Origin of the sequence: Kitasatospora albolonga, assembly GCA_002082585.1 — a bacterium.
GTDB classification, from domain to species: Bacteria; Actinomycetota; Actinomycetes; order Streptomycetales; family Streptomycetaceae; genus Streptomyces; species Streptomyces stephensoniae.
The window spans coordinates 2,210,601-2,228,176 of the sequence record CP020563.1 but is presented as its reverse complement, the minus strand read 5'-3'; the positions used below and the strand labels follow the sequence as shown (position 1 = coordinate 2,228,176).

The following is a 17,576-nucleotide window of genomic DNA, read 5'->3' as shown; positions in this document are numbered from 1 at the left end:
GGGGGCGCCCCGTGAGCAATATCCCCGAGACCGGGCGGACCCAGCGGGTCCAGATCCGGCTCATCGTCATCCAGGTCCTCGTCTTCTCCCTGCTCCTCACCCTCGGCGGCCGCCTCTGGTACCTCCAGATCCGCAACGGCGAGGAGTACACCACCAAGGCGGCGGGCAACGGCGTCCAGCAGGTCGTCCAGCCCGCCGTGCGCGGCTCGATCCTCGACGCGCGGGGCGTTCCGCTCGCCGACAACGAGACCCGGCTCGTCGTCTCCGCGAGCCGTACCGAGCTGCTGAAGATGAAGGACGACGGCGTCGGCGTCCTCACCCGGCTCGCCGAGGTCCTGGACATGAAGCCCGAGGACGTCCGGGACAAGGTCCGCCTCTGCGACTCCAAGACCCCCCAGCCCTGCTGGAACGGCTCGCCCTACCAGCCGATCCCGGTCACCGACGAGGCCACCACCCAGCAGGCCCTCCAGATCCGCGAGCGCGCCGAGGACTTCCCCGGCATCACCGCCGAACCCACCGCCGTACGCCGCTACGCCGCACCCGGCAAGGCGAAGACCGCGCAGGTCCTCGGCTACCTCTCGCCCGTCACCGACGAGGAGATCCAGAAGGCGCTGGACGGCCCCTCGCCCTATCTGCGCTCCGACCAGGTCGGCCGCTCGGGCCTGGAGCGCACGTACGACAAGGAGCTGCGCGGCAAGGCGGGCGTCACCCGGTACGAGGTCGACAACCTCGGCCGGGTCATGGGCGAGGCGGAGAACGACCCCGCGGTGCCCGGCTCCAACCTGATCACCAGCCTCGACGCCCGGGTCCAGGCGGTCGCGGAGTACGAGCTCGCCCAGGCGATGAAGACCGTCCGCCAGGAGACCGACAAGATCACCGGCCGTAAGTACGAGGCCGACTCCGGGGCCGTCGTCGTCATGGAGTCCCGTACGGGCCGCATCGTCTCGATGGCCTCCCAGCCCGACTACGACCCCAACGACTGGGTCGGCGGGATCTCCGGCAAGCAGTACGCCAAGCTCACCAGCAAGAAGTCGAACTACCCGCTGCTCAACCGGGGCATCCAGGGCCAGGCACCGGCCGGCTCCGTCTTCAAGATCGTCTCGGCGAGCGCCGCCGTGCGGGCCGGTTACCCCTTCGACGGCCGCTACGACTGCAGCAGCTCCTACAGCCTCGGCAGCCAGACCTTCGCGAACTTCGAGTCCAAGGGGCACGGCCCCATCACCCTCGGCGACGCGCTCAAGTACTCCTGCAACACCGTCTTCTACCGGCTCGGCCACCAGGAGTGGTCGCGGGACGGCGGCATAAAGCCGAGGAAGGACGCCAAGAACTGGTTCTACACGACCGCCCGGGACTTCGGCCTCGGCTCCGAGACCGGCATCGACCTGCCGAACGAGGTCAAGGGCCGCATCCCGGACCGGGACTGGAAGCAGAACTTCTGGAACGCGAACAAGGACGCCTGGTGCAAGGAGGGCAAGAAGGGCGGTACGTACGTGCAGCAGATCGCCTACGAGAACTGCCTGGAGGGCAACCAGCTCAAGGCGTACGACAGCATCAACTACTCCATCGGCCAGGGTGACGTCCTCGTCACCCCCATCCAGATGGCCACCGCCTATGCCGCGATCAGCAACGGCGGCACCCTCCACGCGCCCACGATCGGCAAGGCCGTGGTGAGCCCCGACGGCAGGACGGTCCAGGAGATCAAGCCCAAGGCCCAGGGCAAGCTGCCCGTCGACGCCAAGACCGTCAAGGACCTCGACAAGGGCCTGCGTGCCGTGGTCGAGCCCGGCGGCACGGCGGCCTGGCGGTTCGGCGGCTGGCCGCAGGACAAGATCCCGATGCGCGCCAAGACCGGTACGGCCCAGGTCTACGGCAAGCAGACCACCTCGTGGTTCGCCACCTACACCGACGACTACACGATCGTCATGACGATCTCCCAGGGCGGCACCGGCTCCGGCGCCTCCGGGCCCGCCGTCCGCAAGATCTACGACGCGCTCTACGGCCTCGACGAGCAGGGCAACCAGGACCTGAAGAGGGCCCTGCTGCCCAAGCCGCAGACGAAGCTGCCGAAGATCCAGCCCGACGGCTCGATCCACGCCCCGAAGATCAAGCCGTACGACCCCCGGCCGGTCCAGCCGGAGGGCGAGCAGGCCGACCCCGAGTTCCTGGTGCCGCAGCCCGCGGGCCAGCCCGGACTCACCGGCTCTCCGGCCACCACCGGGAGGCGGCCCTGATGGCAGGTGGCTTCTCGGTCTCCCGTTACGCCCCCGAGCAGGGCTCCTGGGCCAAGCTGACCGCCCGCGACTCCCTCGTACGGCGGCTGGACTGGCCGCTGCTCGGAGCCGCGCTCGCGCTCTCCCTGCTCGGCTCGCTGCTCGTCTGGTCCGCGACCCGCAACCGCGACCACCTCACCCAGGGCGACCCGTACTTCTTCCTCTTCCGGCACGTCCTGAACACCGGCATCGGCATCGCCCTGATGATCGGTACGATCTGGCTCGGCCACCGCACCCTGCGCGGGGCCGTCCCGGTCCTCTACGGCATCTCGGTGCTGCTGGTCCTCGCCGTCCTCACCCCGCTCGGCACCACCGTCAATGGTGCCCACGCGTGGATCAAGCTCCCGGCGGGCTTCTCGATCCAGCCCTCCGAGTTCACGAAGATCACGATCATCCTCGGGATGGCGATGATCCTCGCCTCCCGGGTCGACGCGGGAGACCAGGCCCACCCCGACCACCGGTCCGTCGCCAAGGCGCTGGCCCTCGCCGCGATCCCCATGGGCGTCGTCATGCTGATGCCGGACCTCGGCTCGGTGATGGTGATGGCCGTGATCGTGCTCGGCGTCCTGCTGGCCTCCGGCGCCTCCAACCGCTGGGTCTTCGGCCTCCTCGGCACGGGCGCCGCCGGGGCGGTGGCCGTCTGGCAGCTCGGCCTGCTCGACGACTACCAGATCGCCCGCTTCGCCGCCTTCGCCAACCCGGCGCTCGACCCGGCGGGCGTCGGCTACAACACCAACCAGGCCCGCATCGCGATCGGCTCCGGCGGACTCACCGGCACCGGGCTCTTCCAGGGCACCCAGACCACCGGCCAGTTCGTTCCCGAGCAGCAGACCGACTTCGTCTTCACCGTCGCCGGTGAGGAGCTGGGCTTCCTCGGCGCCGGACTGATCATCGTCCTGCTCGGGGTCGTCCTCTGGCGCGCCTGCCGCATCGCCCGCGAGACGACCGAGCTCTACGGCACGATCGTCGCCGCGGGCATCATCGCCTGGTTCGCCTTCCAGTCCTTCGAGAACATCGGCATGACGCTCGGCATCATGCCGGTGGCCGGTCTGCCGCTGCCCTTCGTCTCCTACGGAGGGTCATCGATGTTCGCCGTCTGGGTGGCGATCGGACTGCTCCAGTCGATCAGGGTGCAGCGCCCGATGTCCGCCTGAGCCGTACCCGCGCGGGTACTGAACCGGGCCCGCGCGGGTAGGTGTCCGTACATGGCGGACACCAAGCGCGAGATCGAGCGGAAGTACGAGGCCACCGACGCCGCCCGGCTGCCCGACCTGAGCCGGGTGGCCGGGGTCGGCCGGGTCGAGGACCGGGGCGTGGTGGAGCTGGACGCCGTCTACTACGACACCGCCGGCCTCCGCCTCGCCGCCGACTCCCTCACCCTCCGCCGCAGGACCGGCGGGGACGACGAGGGCTGGCACCTGAAGTTCCCCGTCGCCACCGGCATCCGGGACGAGCTCCACGAACCCCTGAGCGACACCCTCCCGCGCTCCTTCGCCGCCCTGCTCCGCTCCCGCCTCCGCCACGACGAGCCCGCCCCCGTGGTCCGGCTGCTCTCCTCCCGTGCCCTCCAGCACCTCACGGACCCCGACGGCGCCCTCCTCGCCGAGGTCAGCGTCGACACGGTCTGCGCCGAACGGCTGGCGGGGGAGGGGACCGGCACCACCGCCACCTGGACCGAGATCGAGGTCGAGCTCGCCGACGACGGCGACCCCGCCTTCCTGGACGCGGTCGGGAAACGGCTGCGCAAGGCCGGGGTGCGCCCCTCGGAGTCCGGGTCGAAGCTGGCCAGGGCGCTGGCGGAGACCACCCCCGTACGCGAGGAGAAGGGGCGGAGGAAGGAGGCCCCGCAGACCGCCGGGGACCACGTCCTCGCCTACGTACGCAAGCAGATCCGCACCATCGTCGACCTCGACCCCGCCGTCCGCCGCGACCTGCCCGACTCCGTGCACAAGATGCGCGTGGCGACCCGGCGGCTGCGCAGCGCCTTCAAGACGTACCGCGCGATCCTGGACCGCGGGGCCACCGACCCCGTCGGCAGCGAGCTGAAGTGGCTCGCCGGTGAGCTGGGCGTCGACCGTGACCAGGAGGTCCTGGACGAGCGGCTGTCCACCCGGATCGAGGGGCTCCCCGGCACCCTGGTCCTCGGGCCCGTACGCGGTCGGCTCCAGGTCTGGTCGGCCGCCCGCCGCACCGGATCGCGCCGCCGGATCATCGACGTACTGGACGGGAAGCGCTACCTCGATCTGCTGGACACCCTGGACGCGCTGAGCGCCGACCCGCCGCTGCGCTCCGCCGCCTCCCGCGCCCCCGGAAAGGCCCTGCCCCGCGCGGTGCTCAAGGACTACAGGAAGCTCGCGCGCCGCATGGACCACGCCCTGGAGCAGCCGCCCGGACCCGGGCGGGACGAGGCGATGCACGAGGCCCGCAAGGCCGCCAAGCGCACCCGGTACGCGGGCGAGGCCGCCCGCCCCGCCCTCGGAAAGCCCGCCAAGCGGTTCGCCAAGCGGGTGAAGGCCGTGCAGTCCCTCCTGGGCGACCACCAGGACAGCGTGGTCGCCCGCGAGGCCCTGCGCACCCTCGCCGTCCAGTCCCACGCGGCCGGGGAGACCGCGTTCACCTGGGGACTCCTGTACGGACACGAGGAGGCGACGGCCGACCGGCGGGAGCGCGAGCTGCCCGAGGTCTGGGAGCGCGCCTCCGATCCCGTACTGCGGGCGGATCTGAAGCACTGAGACGCGGGGTACGCTGGATGGTCACCCCTGCCGGCTCACGAAGGTTCGCGAGATGTCTGCCGCATCGGTCTTCCCACAGCTCGAAGCTCTGCTCCCGCATGTGCAGAAGCCCATCCAGTACGTCGGCGGTGAGCTGAACTCCACCGTCAAGGACTGGGACAGCTGTGACGTCCGCTGGACCCTGATGTACCCCGACGCCTACGAGGTCGGGCTGCCCAACCAGGGCGTCATGATCCTCTACGAGGTACTCAACGAGCGCGAGGGCGTCCTCGCGGAGCGCACGTACAGCGTCTGGCCGGACCTCGAAGAGCTGATGCGCGAGCACAACGTGCCGCAGTTCACCGTGGACAGCCACCGCCCCGTCGGCGCGTTCGACGTCTTCGGGCTCAGCTTCTCCACCGAGCTCGGCTACACCAACATGCTCACCGCCCTGGACCTGGCGGGCATCCCGCTGGAGTCCAAGGACCGCACGGTGGACCACCCGATCGTCCTCGCGGGCGGCCACGCGGCCTTCAACCCCGAGCCGATCGCGGACTTCATCGACTGCGCGGTCATCGGCGACGGCGAGCAGGCCGTCCTGGAGATCACCGAGATCATCCGCGCGTGGAAGGCCGAGGGCCGCCCCGGCGGCCGTGACGAGGTGCTGTTCCGGCTCTCCAAGACCGGTGGCGTCTATGTCCCGCGCTTCTACGACGTGGAGTACCTCCCCGACGGCCGCATCGGGCGTGTCGTGCCCAACCGGTCCGGTGTGCCGTGGCGCGTCTCCAAGCACACCGTCATGGACCTCGACGAGTGGCCCTACCCCAAGCAGCCCCTCGTCCCGCTCGCGGAGACCGTGCACGAGCGGATGTCCGTGGAGATCTTCCGCGGCTGCACCCGCGGCTGCCGTTTCTGCCAGGCCGGCATGATCACGCGCCCCGTGCGGGAGCGAAGCATCACCGGCATCGGCGAGATGGTCGACAAGGGGCTCAAGGCGACCGGCTTCGAGGAGGTCGGCCTGCTCTCGCTCTCCTCCGCCGACCACAGCGAGATCGGTGACATCGCCAAGGGGCTCGCGGACCGCTACACCGAGGACAAGGTCGGCCTCTCGCTGCCCTCCACCCGCGTCGACGCGTTCAACGTGGACCTGGCCAACGAGCTCACCCGCAACGGCCGCCGCTCCGGCCTCACCTTCGCCCCCGAAGGCGGTTCCGAGCGGATGCGCAAGGTCATCAACAAGATGGTCTCGGAGGAGGACCTGATCCGGACGGTGGCCACCGCGTACGGCAACGGCTGGCGCCAGGTGAAGCTGTACTTCATGTGCGGCCTGCCCACCGAGACCGACGAGGACGTCCTCCAGATCGGTGACATGGCGGTCAACGTCATCGCCAAGGGCCGCGAGGTCTCCGGCCAGAACGACATCCGCTGCACGGTCTCCATCGGCGGCTTCGTGCCCAAGCCGCACACCCCCTTCCAGTGGGCCCCGCAGCTGAGCGCCGAGGAGACCGACGCCCGGCTGAAGAAGCTCCGGGACAAGATCCGCGGCGACAAGAAGTACGGCCGCTCCATCGGCTTCCGCTACCACGACGGCAAGCCCGGTGTGGTCGAGGGCCTGCTCTCGCGCGGCGACCGGCGCGTCGGCTCCGTCATCCGCGCGGTCTACGAGTCGGGCGGCCGGTTCGACGGCTGGCGCGAGCACTTCAGTTACGACCTCTGGATGACCTGCGCGGACAAGACGCTCCCCGAGTACGGCGTCGACGTCGACTGGTACACCACCCGCGAGCGCACCTACGAGGAGGTCCTGCCCTGGGACCACCTGGACTCCGGCCTGGACAAGGAATGGCTCTGGGAGGACTGGCAGGACGCGCTGGACGAGACCGAGGTCGAGGACTGCCGCTGGACCCCCTGCTTCGACTGCGGTGTCTGCCCGCAGCTCGACCTGGACATCCAGATCGGCCCGACCGGCAAGAAGCTGCTGCCGCTGAGCGTGGTGAACAAGTAGTCACGTTCCCTTCCTGACGTTTCGGCGGGCCCGGTCCGGCAACCACGGACCGGGCCCGCCGCGTCTTCCGTGGCATGGACGACAGCGAGAACCAGCCACGGGACCGGTACGCGTCCGAGACCGCCCTCACCCGGGCGATCAGGATTCCGGTGCGCGTCGTGGTGCTGGTCGTGGTCCTGCCGGTCCGCATGGTCTGGGACCTGCTCGCCGCCGGATGGCACGCCCTCGACCGGTCCGTGCTGCCCCCGGTCCGGCGGGCGCTGGCGGCGGCGGCCGGTGCGCTGGGGCGGGGCCTGGAGTGGCTGTTCGGCGGTACCGGCCGGGCGGTGGGGTGGCTCATCGCCACCCTGGTGCTGATCCCCCTGAGGTGGCTGTACACCTCGGTCCTCACCCCGCTGGGCCGTGCCGCCCTCTGGCTCGCCACCGCCCTGTGGCGGTACGTGCTGGTCCCGGTGGCGCGCTACGGCATCGCGGCCCCGGCGGTGTGGCTGTACGGGGCCGCCCTCACCCCGCTGGGCCACGCGCTGCGCCTGCTCGGCACGGCCGTCCTGGTCCCGGCGGCCCTCGCTCTGGTGGCCGGGCCGGCCTGGCTCTTCACCATGCTGCTCGTCCGCCCGGTCGTGGGCCTGTGGCGGTACGTCCTCGTCCCGGCGGTGCGGTACGGCGTGGTCGTGCCGCTGGTGTGGCTGTACGGGGCCGTCCTCGCCCCGGTCGGCCGGGAGATCGCGGAGGCCGCCGAGGTCGCCTGGCGGATCGCCGGATACCTCTCGCGGGCGGTGGGCCGGGGCATCGCCTGGCTCTTCCGGCACCTGATCGGCGTACCGGCGGCCTGGGCCTACCGCACGGTGTGCGTCCCGGTCGGCCACGTCGTCCGGGACGCCCTGTGGGCCCCGGCCCGACGCGCCGCCGCCGAGGCGGGCCGGGCCGCCCGCTCAGCCCTCGCCACCGCCCGGGAAACCGTGCGGCAGGCCCGCCGCGACGCCTGGCACGCCCTGACCGGAGGGACGGGCAGGGCGCGGTCCGGGGAACCGCGGGGGGTGCCTGCGCGTACTCTGGGTAGTACAACGACTGTCCCCAGCGCGGCGCAGGCGTCCGAGACCTCCCTGCCTGGCGAGAAACTCGTCAAGCGGGCGTGAGCCGGAGCGGCACCCCGGGGACCACCCCGTATTTCGTGGGCGGCGCTCCCCGGCGCCCGCCCCGCACCGAGGAGAAGAACCACTGGGCAAGCGACAGCCCGAAGGCCCGCCGCCCGCACCGGCAGTGCAGCGCATCCGTTTGCGCTACACCAAGCGCGGCCGCCTCCGGTTCACCAGTCACCGCGACTTCCAGCGGGCCTTCGAGCGGGCACTGCGCCGCTCCGAGGTGCCGATGGCGTACTCGGCGGGCTTCACCCCGCACCCCAAGGTCTCCTACGCCAATGCCGCCCCCACCGGCACGGGCAGCGAGGCCGAGTTCCTGGAGATCGCCCTCACCGAGGCGCGCGACCCCGACCTCCTGCGCGAGCTGCTCGACAACTCGCTGCCGGACGGTCTCGACATCACCGACGCGGTGGAGGCCCGCACCTCCGGCCTCGCCGAGCGGCTGACCGCCTCCGTCTGGGAGCTGCGCCTGGACGGCGTCGACCCCGACGAGGCCCGCACGGCCGTGGCCGCGTTCAACGCCGCCGAGGCCGTCGAGGTCCAGCGCAAGGCGAAGAACGGCATCCGGACCTTCGACGCCCGTGCCGCCGTCGCCGGTCTGGAGGCCCTTGATCCACCGGCTGATAGGCCGGGGGACAGGCCCTGTGCGATACTGCGGCTGGTTGTTCGGCACGTGACACCTGCCGTGCGACCCGACGACGTCCTGTCCGGTCTCCGCGCTGTGGCCGACCTGGCGCCGCCCGTCCCCGCCGCGGTGACGAGGCTGGCGCAGGGGCTCTTCGACGAGGAGTCCGGCACGGTGACCGACCCGCTCGCGCCCGACCGCGAGGCCGCCCCGACCGCACATCCCGCGGTCGCAGCAGCCGTCGCGACGGCGCCGGAAGGTGCAGGTTCCGCGTAGGGCGGTCGTTGTAGCGCAGCCCTCCGACTCGGGAGCCACCTGGGTCGGGCCGCGCACTGACCCAAATAAGACTTTCGCCAGGCCGTCCGCAACACCGCGTACGGAACCGGCGAGCCAGACATCAGCTCCCGTGCGGCGCCCGCGCCCCGGACGAGCGGTCCCGCACCCCTGCGGACCGTGCCGGACCGGACACAGACGCGGCGCCCGGGAGCACGACGGGAGAACCGCCCGCATGCCTCAGTCGAACGAGCCCGTTCCGCACGGGAACAACGAAGAGAACACCCCCGGGGACAAGCTGCCGCCGCGCCGCAGGCGCCGCGCCGCCTCCCGCCCGGCGGGCCCGCCCGGGGGCGCTGTGACCCCCGCCGCCGAGGACACCGCCGCACCGGCCGGCGGGACCGCCGCCGTGGAGACCCCGGCCGCCGCGCCCGAGCCTGTCGCGGAGACCGCGCCGCCCGCCCGTACACGCCGCCGCGCCGTGCGCAAGGCGACCGCGCCCGCAGGCGCTCCGGAGAGCGCCGAGGTGGTCGCCGAGGCCGCCGCTCCGGTGGCCGCCGCGACCGAGGCCGCCGCTGAGGAAGCCCCGGCCGAGGAGGCTCCGGCGCCCCGCACCCGCCGCCGCGCGGTCCGCAAGGCGACGGCTCCGGCCGGTGCCCCGCAGGCCGCCGAGGCCGTGGCGGTTGTCGAGACCCCGGCCGAGCCCCTCGCCGAGGCGGAGGAGGACGAGGAGCCGGTGGCCGAGGCCGTCGAGCCCGAGGCCGCCCCCGAGCCCCCGGCCCCGCGCCGCCGCCGCGTCTCCCGTAAGGCCACCGCGCCCGCCGGTGCGCCGCAGGCCGCCGAGGCCGCTGTGATCGTCGAGCCGGTCGCGTCCGCCGACCCCGAGGAGACGGTCGTCAAGGTCGAGATCCCCGAGGCCGCCGCGCCCGCCGCCGAAGCCCCGCGCGGCCGTACCCGCCGTCGTGCCTCCGCCCCGGCCGGTGCCCCGCAGGCCGCTGCTACGGAAGCTGTGAACGAGCCCGCGGTGGAGCCTTCTTCCGAGCCCGCCGAGGAGGCCCCGGCCCCGCGCGGCCGTCGCCGTGCCTCCCGTAAGGCCAGCGCCCCGGCCGGTGCCCCGCAGGTCACCGAGCCGGCCGCCGTGGAGGAGCCCGCCGGGGCCGGTGAGAGCCTGCCCGCCGCCGTCGCCGAGGAGCTCGCGGCCGAGGTGGAGGAGGTCGAGGAGGCCGCCCCGCGCGGACGCCAGCGCCGCCGGGCCACCGCTGCCGCCGGGACCCCCGAGTTCACCGCCCGGGCCGAGGAGCCGAGCCGCAAGGGCCGCCGCGCCGCGCGCCCCGCCGTCGCCGTGTTCCAGGCCCCGGTCTTCGCCGAGCCGATGTTCCAGACCCCCGAGACGGCGGCCGCCGCCGCTGCCGCGGCCGGTTCCTCCTCCCCGTACGACGAGGTCGAGGAGGCCGAGGAGCAGCAGCCCGCCGAGGCCGCCCAGAGCACCGCACCCGCCGAGGCCGCGCCGCAGGGCGGCTCGCGCCGCCGTCGCCGCCGCCGTGGTGAGGCCGCCGAGCCCGAGCAGACCGCCGCGCCCGCCGCCCCGGTGGAGGAGCCCGCCGATGAGGCCCCCGAGGCCGAGGCGGACGAGCACGAGGGCGAGGACACCGACGAGTACGGCGACCGCCCCTCGCGCCGCCGCCGTCGCGGTGGCCGCCGTCGCCGCCGTGGCGAGGCCAGTGACACGGACGAGGCCGAGCAGCAGCACGCCGACGAGGCGCCCGTGCCGTCCCGCGCCGAGGCCGAGGCTCCGGCCCAGGAGGCCGACGAGGAGGACGACGGCGACAACGACTCCGCCGCCTCCGGTTCGAGCAGCAGCCGTCGTCGCCGCCGTCGCCGTCGCCGCAGCGGCGAGGGTGCGGCCGAGACCGACAACGGCACGGACGACCCGGAGCGTACGGTCGTCAAGGTCCGCGAGCCCCGCAAGAAGGAGGAGCGCGAGCCGGGCACCGGCTTCGACGAGGTCCAGTCCATCAAGGGCTCGACCCGTATGGAGGCCAAGAAGCAGCGCCGCCGCGAGGGCCGCGAGCAGGGCCGCCGCCGCGTCCCGATCATCACCGAGGCCGAGTTCCTCGCCCGCCGCGAGGCCGTCGAGCGCGTGATGGTCGTCCGCCAGAGCGGCGAGCGCACCCAGATCGGCGTCCTCGAGGACAACGTGCTCGTCGAGCACTACGTCAACAAGGAGCAGGCCACCAGCTACGTCGGCAACGTCTACCTGGGCAAGGTGCAGAACGTCCTGCCCTCCATGGAGGCCGCCTTCGTCGACATCGGCAAGGGCCGCAACGCCGTCCTGTACGCCGGTGAGGTCAACTTCGAGGCGCTCGGCATGGCCCACGGGCCGCGCCGCATCGAGACCGCGCTCAAGTCCGGCCAGTCCGTCCTGGTCCAGGTGACCAAGGACCCGATCGGCCACAAGGGCGCCCGTCTGACGAGCCAGGTCTCCCTGCCCGGCCGCTACCTGGTGTACGTGCCCGAGGGCTCGATGACCGGGATCAGCCGCAAGCTCCCCGACACCGAGCGCTCCCGCCTCAAGACGATCCTCAAGAAGATCGTCCCCGAGGACGCGGGCGTCATCGTGCGCACCGCCGCCGAGGGCGCCAGCGAGGACGAGCTGCGCCGTGACGTCGAGCGGCTCCAGCAGCAGTGGGAGGACATCCAGAAGAAGGCGAAGGGCACCAGCGGCTCCAACGCGCCGACGCTGCTCTACGGCGAGCCGGACATGACCGTCCGGGTCGTCCGCGACATCTTCAACGAGGACTTCTCCAAGGTCATCGTCAGCGGTGACGACGCCTGGGAGACCATCCACGGTTACGTCTCGCACGTCGCGCCCGACCTCACCGAGCGGCTCTCCCGCTGGACCTCCGAGGTCGACGTCTTCGCGACGTACCGCATCGACGAGCAGCTGATGAAGGCGCTGGACCGCAAGGTCTACCTGCCCAGCGGCGGTTCGCTGGTGATCGACAAGACCGAGGCGATGGTCGTGGTCGACGTCAACACCGGCAAGTTCACCGGCCAGGGCGGCAACCTGGAGGAGACCGTCACCAGGAACAACCTGGAGGCGGCCGAGGAGATCGTGCGCCAGCTGCGGCTGCGCGACCTCGGCGGCATCGTCGTGGTCGACTTCATCGACATGGTGCTGGAGTCCAACCGGGACCTCGTCCTGCGCCGCCTCCTGGAGTGCCTGGGCCGCGACCGCACCAAGCACCAGGTGGCCGAGGTCACCTCGCTGGGCCTGGTCCAGATGACCCGCAAGCGGGTGGGCCAGGGGCTGCTGGAGTCCTTCTCCGAGACCTGCGTCCACTGCAACGGGCGCGGTGTGATCGTCCACATGGAGCAGCCGACGTCCGCCGGTGGCGGCGGTGGCGGCAAGAAGTCCAAGAAGCGCCGGGGCGGTGCGGGCCAGGACCACGAGCACGAGGACCACACGGCCGTCGAGCCTGCGGAGACGGAGGCCGAACTGGCCGCCGAGGTCGCCGCCCCGGTGGCGGTGGAGCCCGAGGTCACCGCCGACGAGGAGTTCTACAGCAGCCCGGCCGAGGCCGAGGCGGCTGCCTCGCGCCGTGGCCGCCGCAGGGCGTCCCGCAAGGCGTCGGCCCCGGCCGGTGCGCCGAAGGCCGAGGCTCCGGTGGCGGAGGCGTCCGCTCCGGTCGTTGAGGCGGAGCCGGAGCCGGTTGCCGACACGCCCGAGCCGCAGGCTCCGGAGGTTCCGGTTGCTGCTGAGGCTCCGGTGGCCCAGGAGGCCGCCGAGGTCCCCGAGGCCGCGCCCCAGGGCCGTACGCGCCGTCGCGCCACCCGGAAGGCGTCCGCCCCGGCGGGTTCGCCGAAGCAGGCCGAGCCCGCGGTGCCGGTGCAGCCCGCCGAGCCCGCCACGGAGCCGGTCGCCGTCGAGGACCCGGTCGTCGAGGCCGCTCCCGTACAGGAGACGCCCGCGACACCTGAGGTGCCTGAAACGCCCGAGGCGCCCGAGGCGCCTGAGGCGGAGGCCCCCAAGGAGGCCGCTCCGCCGCGTGCCCGGCGCCGGGTGACCCGTAAGGTCACCGCTCCGGCGGGTTCGCCCACCGGTGCGGAGGACACGGCGGTCGTCGTGGTCGAGGCGAAGGCACCTGAGGCCGACGCCCCGCAGGCCGACGCCCCGCAGGCCGACGCCCCGCAGGCCGACGCCCCGCAGGCGACGGCTCCGGAGGCTGGTGCGTCCGACGAAGCGGTCCCGGCGAAGAAGACGGCCCGCAAGGCCGCCGCCAAGAAGGCTCCGGCGAAGAAGGCGGTGGCCAAGAAGACGGCCGCCAAGAAGACCGCCGCGAAGAAGACGACGGCGAAGACGGCCGCCAAGAAGGCGACGAAGAAGACCGTCGCCGCCGAGCAGTCGTCGCCTTCCGTAACCGCTTCGACGCAGTCCACCGACGGGGACTCGTCGGGCAACTGACGAATCCGTAATCGGTCGTTCATTTTCCGTGGCCCGCTCCGATACTTTCGGGGCGGGCCACGCCCTTTGTTTCTGAACTGATGCAAGCACCGGTTAACGGGCCCGAAATGGGACGAGAAATCCCTGATAATGTGACGGCGGTCGCTGGACTGTGAGGATTCTTCGCAGAAACTACAACCGGTGACCGGCCCGGTGAGTCAAAGAAGCCGGACCAGTTTCCTCGGCAGGGCGTCGGCATCGCGCCGGTGGGGTTACGCGCGGCCTCGTAAGACGTCCCGCACCCCAGAGCTCTGCCCTGTAACGAGCTCTTGCGGTGTTCAAGGAGGACGTCCATGACGAGCATCAACGAGCAGCCGATTCCTGCTGCCCGTCCGGTCATCGGGGAAGACGAGATCGAGGCCGCCGTACGCGTACTGCGCAGCGGCCGGGTCGTGCAGGGGCCCGAGGTCGCGGCCTTCGAGGAGGGCTTCTCGCAGCTGGTCGACGGCCGGCACTGCGTCGCCGTGAACTCGGGCACCTCGGCCCTCCACCTGCTGCTCCTCGCGCTGGGGATCGGCCCCGGCGACGAGGTGATCGTCCCCTCGTTCTCCTTCGCCGCCTCCGCCAACGCGGTCCGCCTGGTCGGCGCCGACGCGGTCTTCGCCGACATCGAGCCGGGCAGCTTCGGCCTGGACCCGGCGGCCGTCGAGGCCGCGATCACCCCGCGCACCGCCGCGATCATGCCGGTCCACCTCTACGGCCACCCGGCGGCGATGGACAGGATCGTGCCGATCGCCGAGAAGCACGGGCTGGCCATCGTCGAGGACGCCTGCCAGGCCCACGCGGCGGCGCTGAACGGCACCCCGGTCGGCGCGTTCGGCGCGGGCGGCACCTTCAGCTTCTACCCGACCAAGAACATGCACTCCCTCGAGGGCGGCATGGTCTCCACGGGCGACGCCGAACTGGCCCGTACGCTCCGCCTCCTGCGCAACCAGGGCATGGAGCAGCGGTACGCCAACGAGATCGTCGGCGCCAACATGCGGATGACCGACGTCTCCGCCGCCGTCGGCCGCGTACAGCTCGCCAAGCTGGAGGGCTGGACCGAGCAGCGCCGGGCCAACGCGGCCTACTTCGACGCCCACATCACCGCACCGGCCGTCACCACGCCGCCGGTCGCCGAGGGCGCGCGGCACATCTACCACCAGTACACCGTGCGCATCCGGGGCGACCGGGACGCCGCGATGGCCCAGCTCACCGAGGCGGGCATCGGCAACGCGGTCTACTACCCGACGCCGATCCACCGGCTGAGGCCCTACTGGGAGCCGGACCAGAAGGCGGGCCGCACCTGGGAGCTGCCCGAGACCGAGAAGGCCGCGGCCGAGGTCGTCTCGCTGCCCGTGCACCCCTCGCTCACCCGGAACGACCTGGAGCGCATCGTCGCCGCCGTGAACGCGCTGGGGGAGAACCTGTGAGCGCCGTACTCAAGGCCGGGCTCATCGGCCTCGGCTCCATGGGCCGCCACCACGCCCGTATCCTCGCGGGCCTGGAGGGCGTCGAGCTGGTCGGCGTCGTCGACCCGATGGGCGACAAGAACGGCTGGGCGCAGGGCGCCCCGGTCCTCTCCACCGTCGAGGAGCTCATCGCCCGCGGCATCGACTACGCCGTAGTGGCCTGCCCCACCGGCCTGCACGAGGAGGTCGGCCTCCAGCTCGCCGACGCCGGTGTCTGCGCCCTGATCGAGAAGCCGCTCGCGGACACCGTCGAGGGCGCCCGCCGCCTCGTCGAGGCGTTCGAGTCCCGCGACCTGGTCGCGGGCGTCGGCCACATCGAGCGCTGCAACCCCGCCCTGCTCTCGCTGCGCAGCCGCCTGGAGGCCGGCGAGCTGGGCGACGTCTACCAGGTCGTCACCCGCCGCCAGGGGCCCTTCCCGCACCGGATCGCGGACGTCGGCGTGGTCAAGGACCTCGCCACGCACGACATCGACCTGACGGGCTGGGTCACCGGCCAGACGTACACCTCGATCGCCGCGCACACCGTCTCCAAGTCCGGCCGCCCGCACGAGGACATGGTCTCCGCCGTCGGCCAGCTCTCCGACGGCACGATGGTCAACCACCTGGTCAACTGGCTGAGCCCGCTCAAGGAACGATTCACCTCGGTCACCGGCGAGCGCGGCTGCTTCATCGCCGACACCCTCACCGCCGACCTCACTTTCCACTCCAACGCCGCGGTCACCACCGAATGGGAGGCGTTGCGCGCCTTCCGCGGGGTATCCGAGGGCGACATGGTCCGTTACGCGATCCCGAAGCGCGAGCCGCTGCTTGTCGAGCACGAGCTCTTCCGCGACGCTGTACAGGGCAAGCCTGCCGATATCTGCACCCTGCGCCAGGGCCTTCGTACGGTGGAGGTGGCAGCCGCCGTCATCGAGTCGGCGACGACCGGCCTCTCGGTGTCGCTCAGGACCGCGGACGAATCTCTCCAGGGGGTGGCCAATTGACCGAACCCGATGTCACCGTCGTCGTAGCCGTTTACAACACCATGCCGTATCTCACCGAGTGCCTGAATTCACTCGTGGGACAGAGCATCGGTACGGAACGGCTCCAGGTCATCGCCGTGGACGACGGGTCCACCGACGACAGCGGCCGGGAGCTGGACCGGTTCGCCGAGCGCTACCCCGGCACGGTCACGGTGATCCACCAGGAGAACTCCGGTGGCCCCGCCGCGCCCAGCAACCGGGCCCTCGATCTGGCGACCGGCCGTTTCGTCTACTTCATCGGCTCGGACGACTACCTGGGCGAAGAGGCCCTGGAGCGGATGGTCGCCTGCGCCGACGCCAACGAGTCGGACGTGGTCATCGGCAAGATGGTCGGCACCAACGGGCGCTACGTCCACCAGAAGCTGTACAGCGGCGACCGGACCGACATCAGCCTCTACGACTCCGAGCTGCCCTACACGCTCGCCAACACCAAGCTCTTCCGCCGCGAACTGGTGGAGAAGCACGGGCTGCGGTTCCCCGAGGACCTGCCCGTCGGCAGCGACCAGCCGTTCACCATCGAGGCGTGCGTCCGGGCCCGGAAGATCTCCGTGCTCTCCGACTACACGTACTACTACGCGGTCAAGCGCGGCGACGAGAGCAACATCACCTACCGGGCGGACCACCTGGCCCGCCTCCGGTGCACCGCGCGCATCATGGAGCACACTGCGGGGCTCGTCCCGGCCGGGCCCGAGCGCGACGCCGTGCTCAAGCGGCACTTCGACTGGGAGCTCTCCAAGCTTCTGAAGAAGGACTTCACCGCCCTCGACCCCGACACCCGGCGCCAGGTGTGCGAGGGCATCGGCGCGCTGGTGGAGGCGTACTTCACGGACGCGCTGCGCGACGGTACGGGCGTCAAGCGCCGGGTGCGCTTCGGCCTCGCCCTGCGCGGCGCAGTCGAGGAGCTCACCCGCGCCATCGCGGACGAGACCGAGCACGGGGCGCCGCCCTTCCTGCTGGAGGGGGACCGTGCCTTCGCGCTGTACCCGGGCTTCCGGGACGCCGGGGTCGGCCTCGACGAGCGGTGGTACGAGGCCCACGAGACGGTCGCGGGCAGGCTCGCGGCCGGTACGAAGCTGGAGTCGGCGGAGTGGGAGCAGGACGGGGAGGAGCTCACGCTCGCCCTGAAGCTGCGCCTCGGTATCGCCGGTGACACCTCGTCGGCCTACGTCGCCCTCGCCCAGGGCGCCATGCCGGAGTCCGCCGACAAGCCCGGCGCCCGCAAGCTGTCCAAGGGCGCCCGGCGCCCGGAGGCGCTCGGTACGTTCACCGCCGTACCCGCCGGGGACGGCACCGGCACCCTGCTGGACGCCCGCGTCCCGGTCGAGGCCGTCCGGGCCAAGCGCGGCGTCCGCGTGTACGTCGACGTCGCCGGCTCCACGTACGAGATCCCGGTCCGCACCGAAGGTCTGCCGATGCCGCTGGCCCGCCGGTGGGGGAGGACCACGCCCCACCGGGTCGCCGCGACCCCGAACACCAAGGGGCGGCTCGTGATCACGACGGCCCCCCTGTGGGAACCCAAGCCCGGCGTGGGCGCACGGCTGCGCCGAACGCTTTCCAGGTCGAAGAGGAAGTAAGTAAC

Annotated in this window: 10 protein-coding genes; all 10 read left to right on the top strand. The window is 72.1% G+C overall.

Annotated elements, in window-relative coordinates; genetic code table 11:
* Positions 1–11 precede the first annotated feature (11 nt).
* Positions 12–2,231, top strand: coding sequence for a penicillin-binding protein 2 (locus B7C62_09690; GenBank protein ID ARF72512.1), 2,220 nt, complete (start codon positions 12–14; stop codon positions 2,229–2,231).
* Complete coding sequence (locus B7C62_09685; GenBank protein ARF72511.1) at positions 2,231–3,424, top strand: rod shape-determining protein RodA; 1,194 nt, start codon at positions 2,231–2,233, stop codon at positions 3,422–3,424. Before B7C62_09690 ends, B7C62_09685 begins: the two co-directional genes overlap by 1 nt.
* Positions 3,425–3,475: 51 nt before the next feature.
* Positions 3,476–5,002 carry a metal-binding protein gene (locus B7C62_09680; GenBank protein ARF72510.1) on the top strand — a complete coding sequence of 509 codons (1,527 nt, stop codon included), beginning with the start codon at positions 3,476–3,478 and terminating at the stop codon, positions 5,000–5,002.
* A 52-nt stretch (positions 5,003–5,054) separates the two neighbouring features.
* A complete protein-coding gene (locus B7C62_09675) occupies positions 5,055–6,983 on the top strand; it encodes a B12-binding domain-containing radical SAM protein (protein ID ARF72509.1) in 1,929 nt (642 codons plus the stop codon).
* Between the two features lie 74 nt (positions 6,984–7,057).
* Complete coding sequence (locus tag B7C62_09670) at positions 7,058–8,119, top strand: hypothetical protein (GenBank protein ID ARF72508.1); 1,062 nt, start codon at positions 7,058–7,060, stop codon at positions 8,117–8,119.
* Between the two features lie 124 nt (positions 8,120–8,243).
* Positions 8,244–9,023 carry a radical SAM protein gene (locus B7C62_09665; protein ARF72507.1) on the top strand — a complete coding sequence of 260 codons (780 nt, stop codon included), beginning with the start codon at positions 8,244–8,246 and terminating at the stop codon, positions 9,021–9,023.
* 232 nt (positions 9,024–9,255) lie between these two features.
* Positions 9,256–13,485 carry a ribonuclease E/G gene (locus B7C62_09660; GenBank protein ARF72506.1) on the top strand — a complete coding sequence of 1,410 codons (4,230 nt, stop codon included), beginning with the start codon at positions 9,256–9,258 and terminating at the stop codon, positions 13,483–13,485.
* A gap of 332 nt (positions 13,486–13,817) precedes the next feature.
* Complete coding sequence (locus B7C62_09655; protein ARF72505.1) at positions 13,818–14,936, top strand: aminotransferase DegT; 1,119 nt, start codon at positions 13,818–13,820, stop codon at positions 14,934–14,936.
* Positions 14,933–15,958: a dehydrogenase gene (locus tag B7C62_09650; protein ID ARF72504.1), complete on the top strand. Its 1,026-nt coding sequence runs from the start codon at positions 14,933–14,935 to the stop codon at positions 15,956–15,958. Before B7C62_09655 ends, B7C62_09650 begins: the two co-directional genes overlap by 4 nt.
* On the top strand, positions 15,955–17,571 hold the full coding sequence (locus B7C62_09645) for a glycosyl transferase (protein ID ARF72503.1): 1,617 nt from the start codon (positions 15,955–15,957) through the stop codon (positions 17,569–17,571). Before B7C62_09650 ends, B7C62_09645 begins: the two co-directional genes overlap by 4 nt.
* Positions 17,572–17,576 lie beyond the last annotated feature (5 nt).

Coding starts and splice junctions, on each gene's coding strand:
- B7C62_09685 (ARF72511.1), top strand. CDS start 2,231: ATGGCAGGTGGCTTCTCGGTCTCCCGTTACGCCCCCGAGCAGGGCTCC.
- B7C62_09680 (ARF72510.1), top strand. CDS start 3,476: ATGGCGGACACCAAGCGCGAGATCGAGCGGAAGTACGAGGCCACCGAC.
- B7C62_09675 (ARF72509.1), top strand. CDS start 5,055: ATGTCTGCCGCATCGGTCTTCCCACAGCTCGAAGCTCTGCTCCCGCAT.
- B7C62_09660 (ARF72506.1), top strand. CDS start 9,256: ATGCCTCAGTCGAACGAGCCCGTTCCGCACGGGAACAACGAAGAGAAC.
- B7C62_09670 (ARF72508.1), top strand. CDS start 7,058: ATGGACGACAGCGAGAACCAGCCACGGGACCGGTACGCGTCCGAGACC.
- B7C62_09655 (ARF72505.1), top strand. CDS start 13,818: ATGACGAGCATCAACGAGCAGCCGATTCCTGCTGCCCGTCCGGTCATC.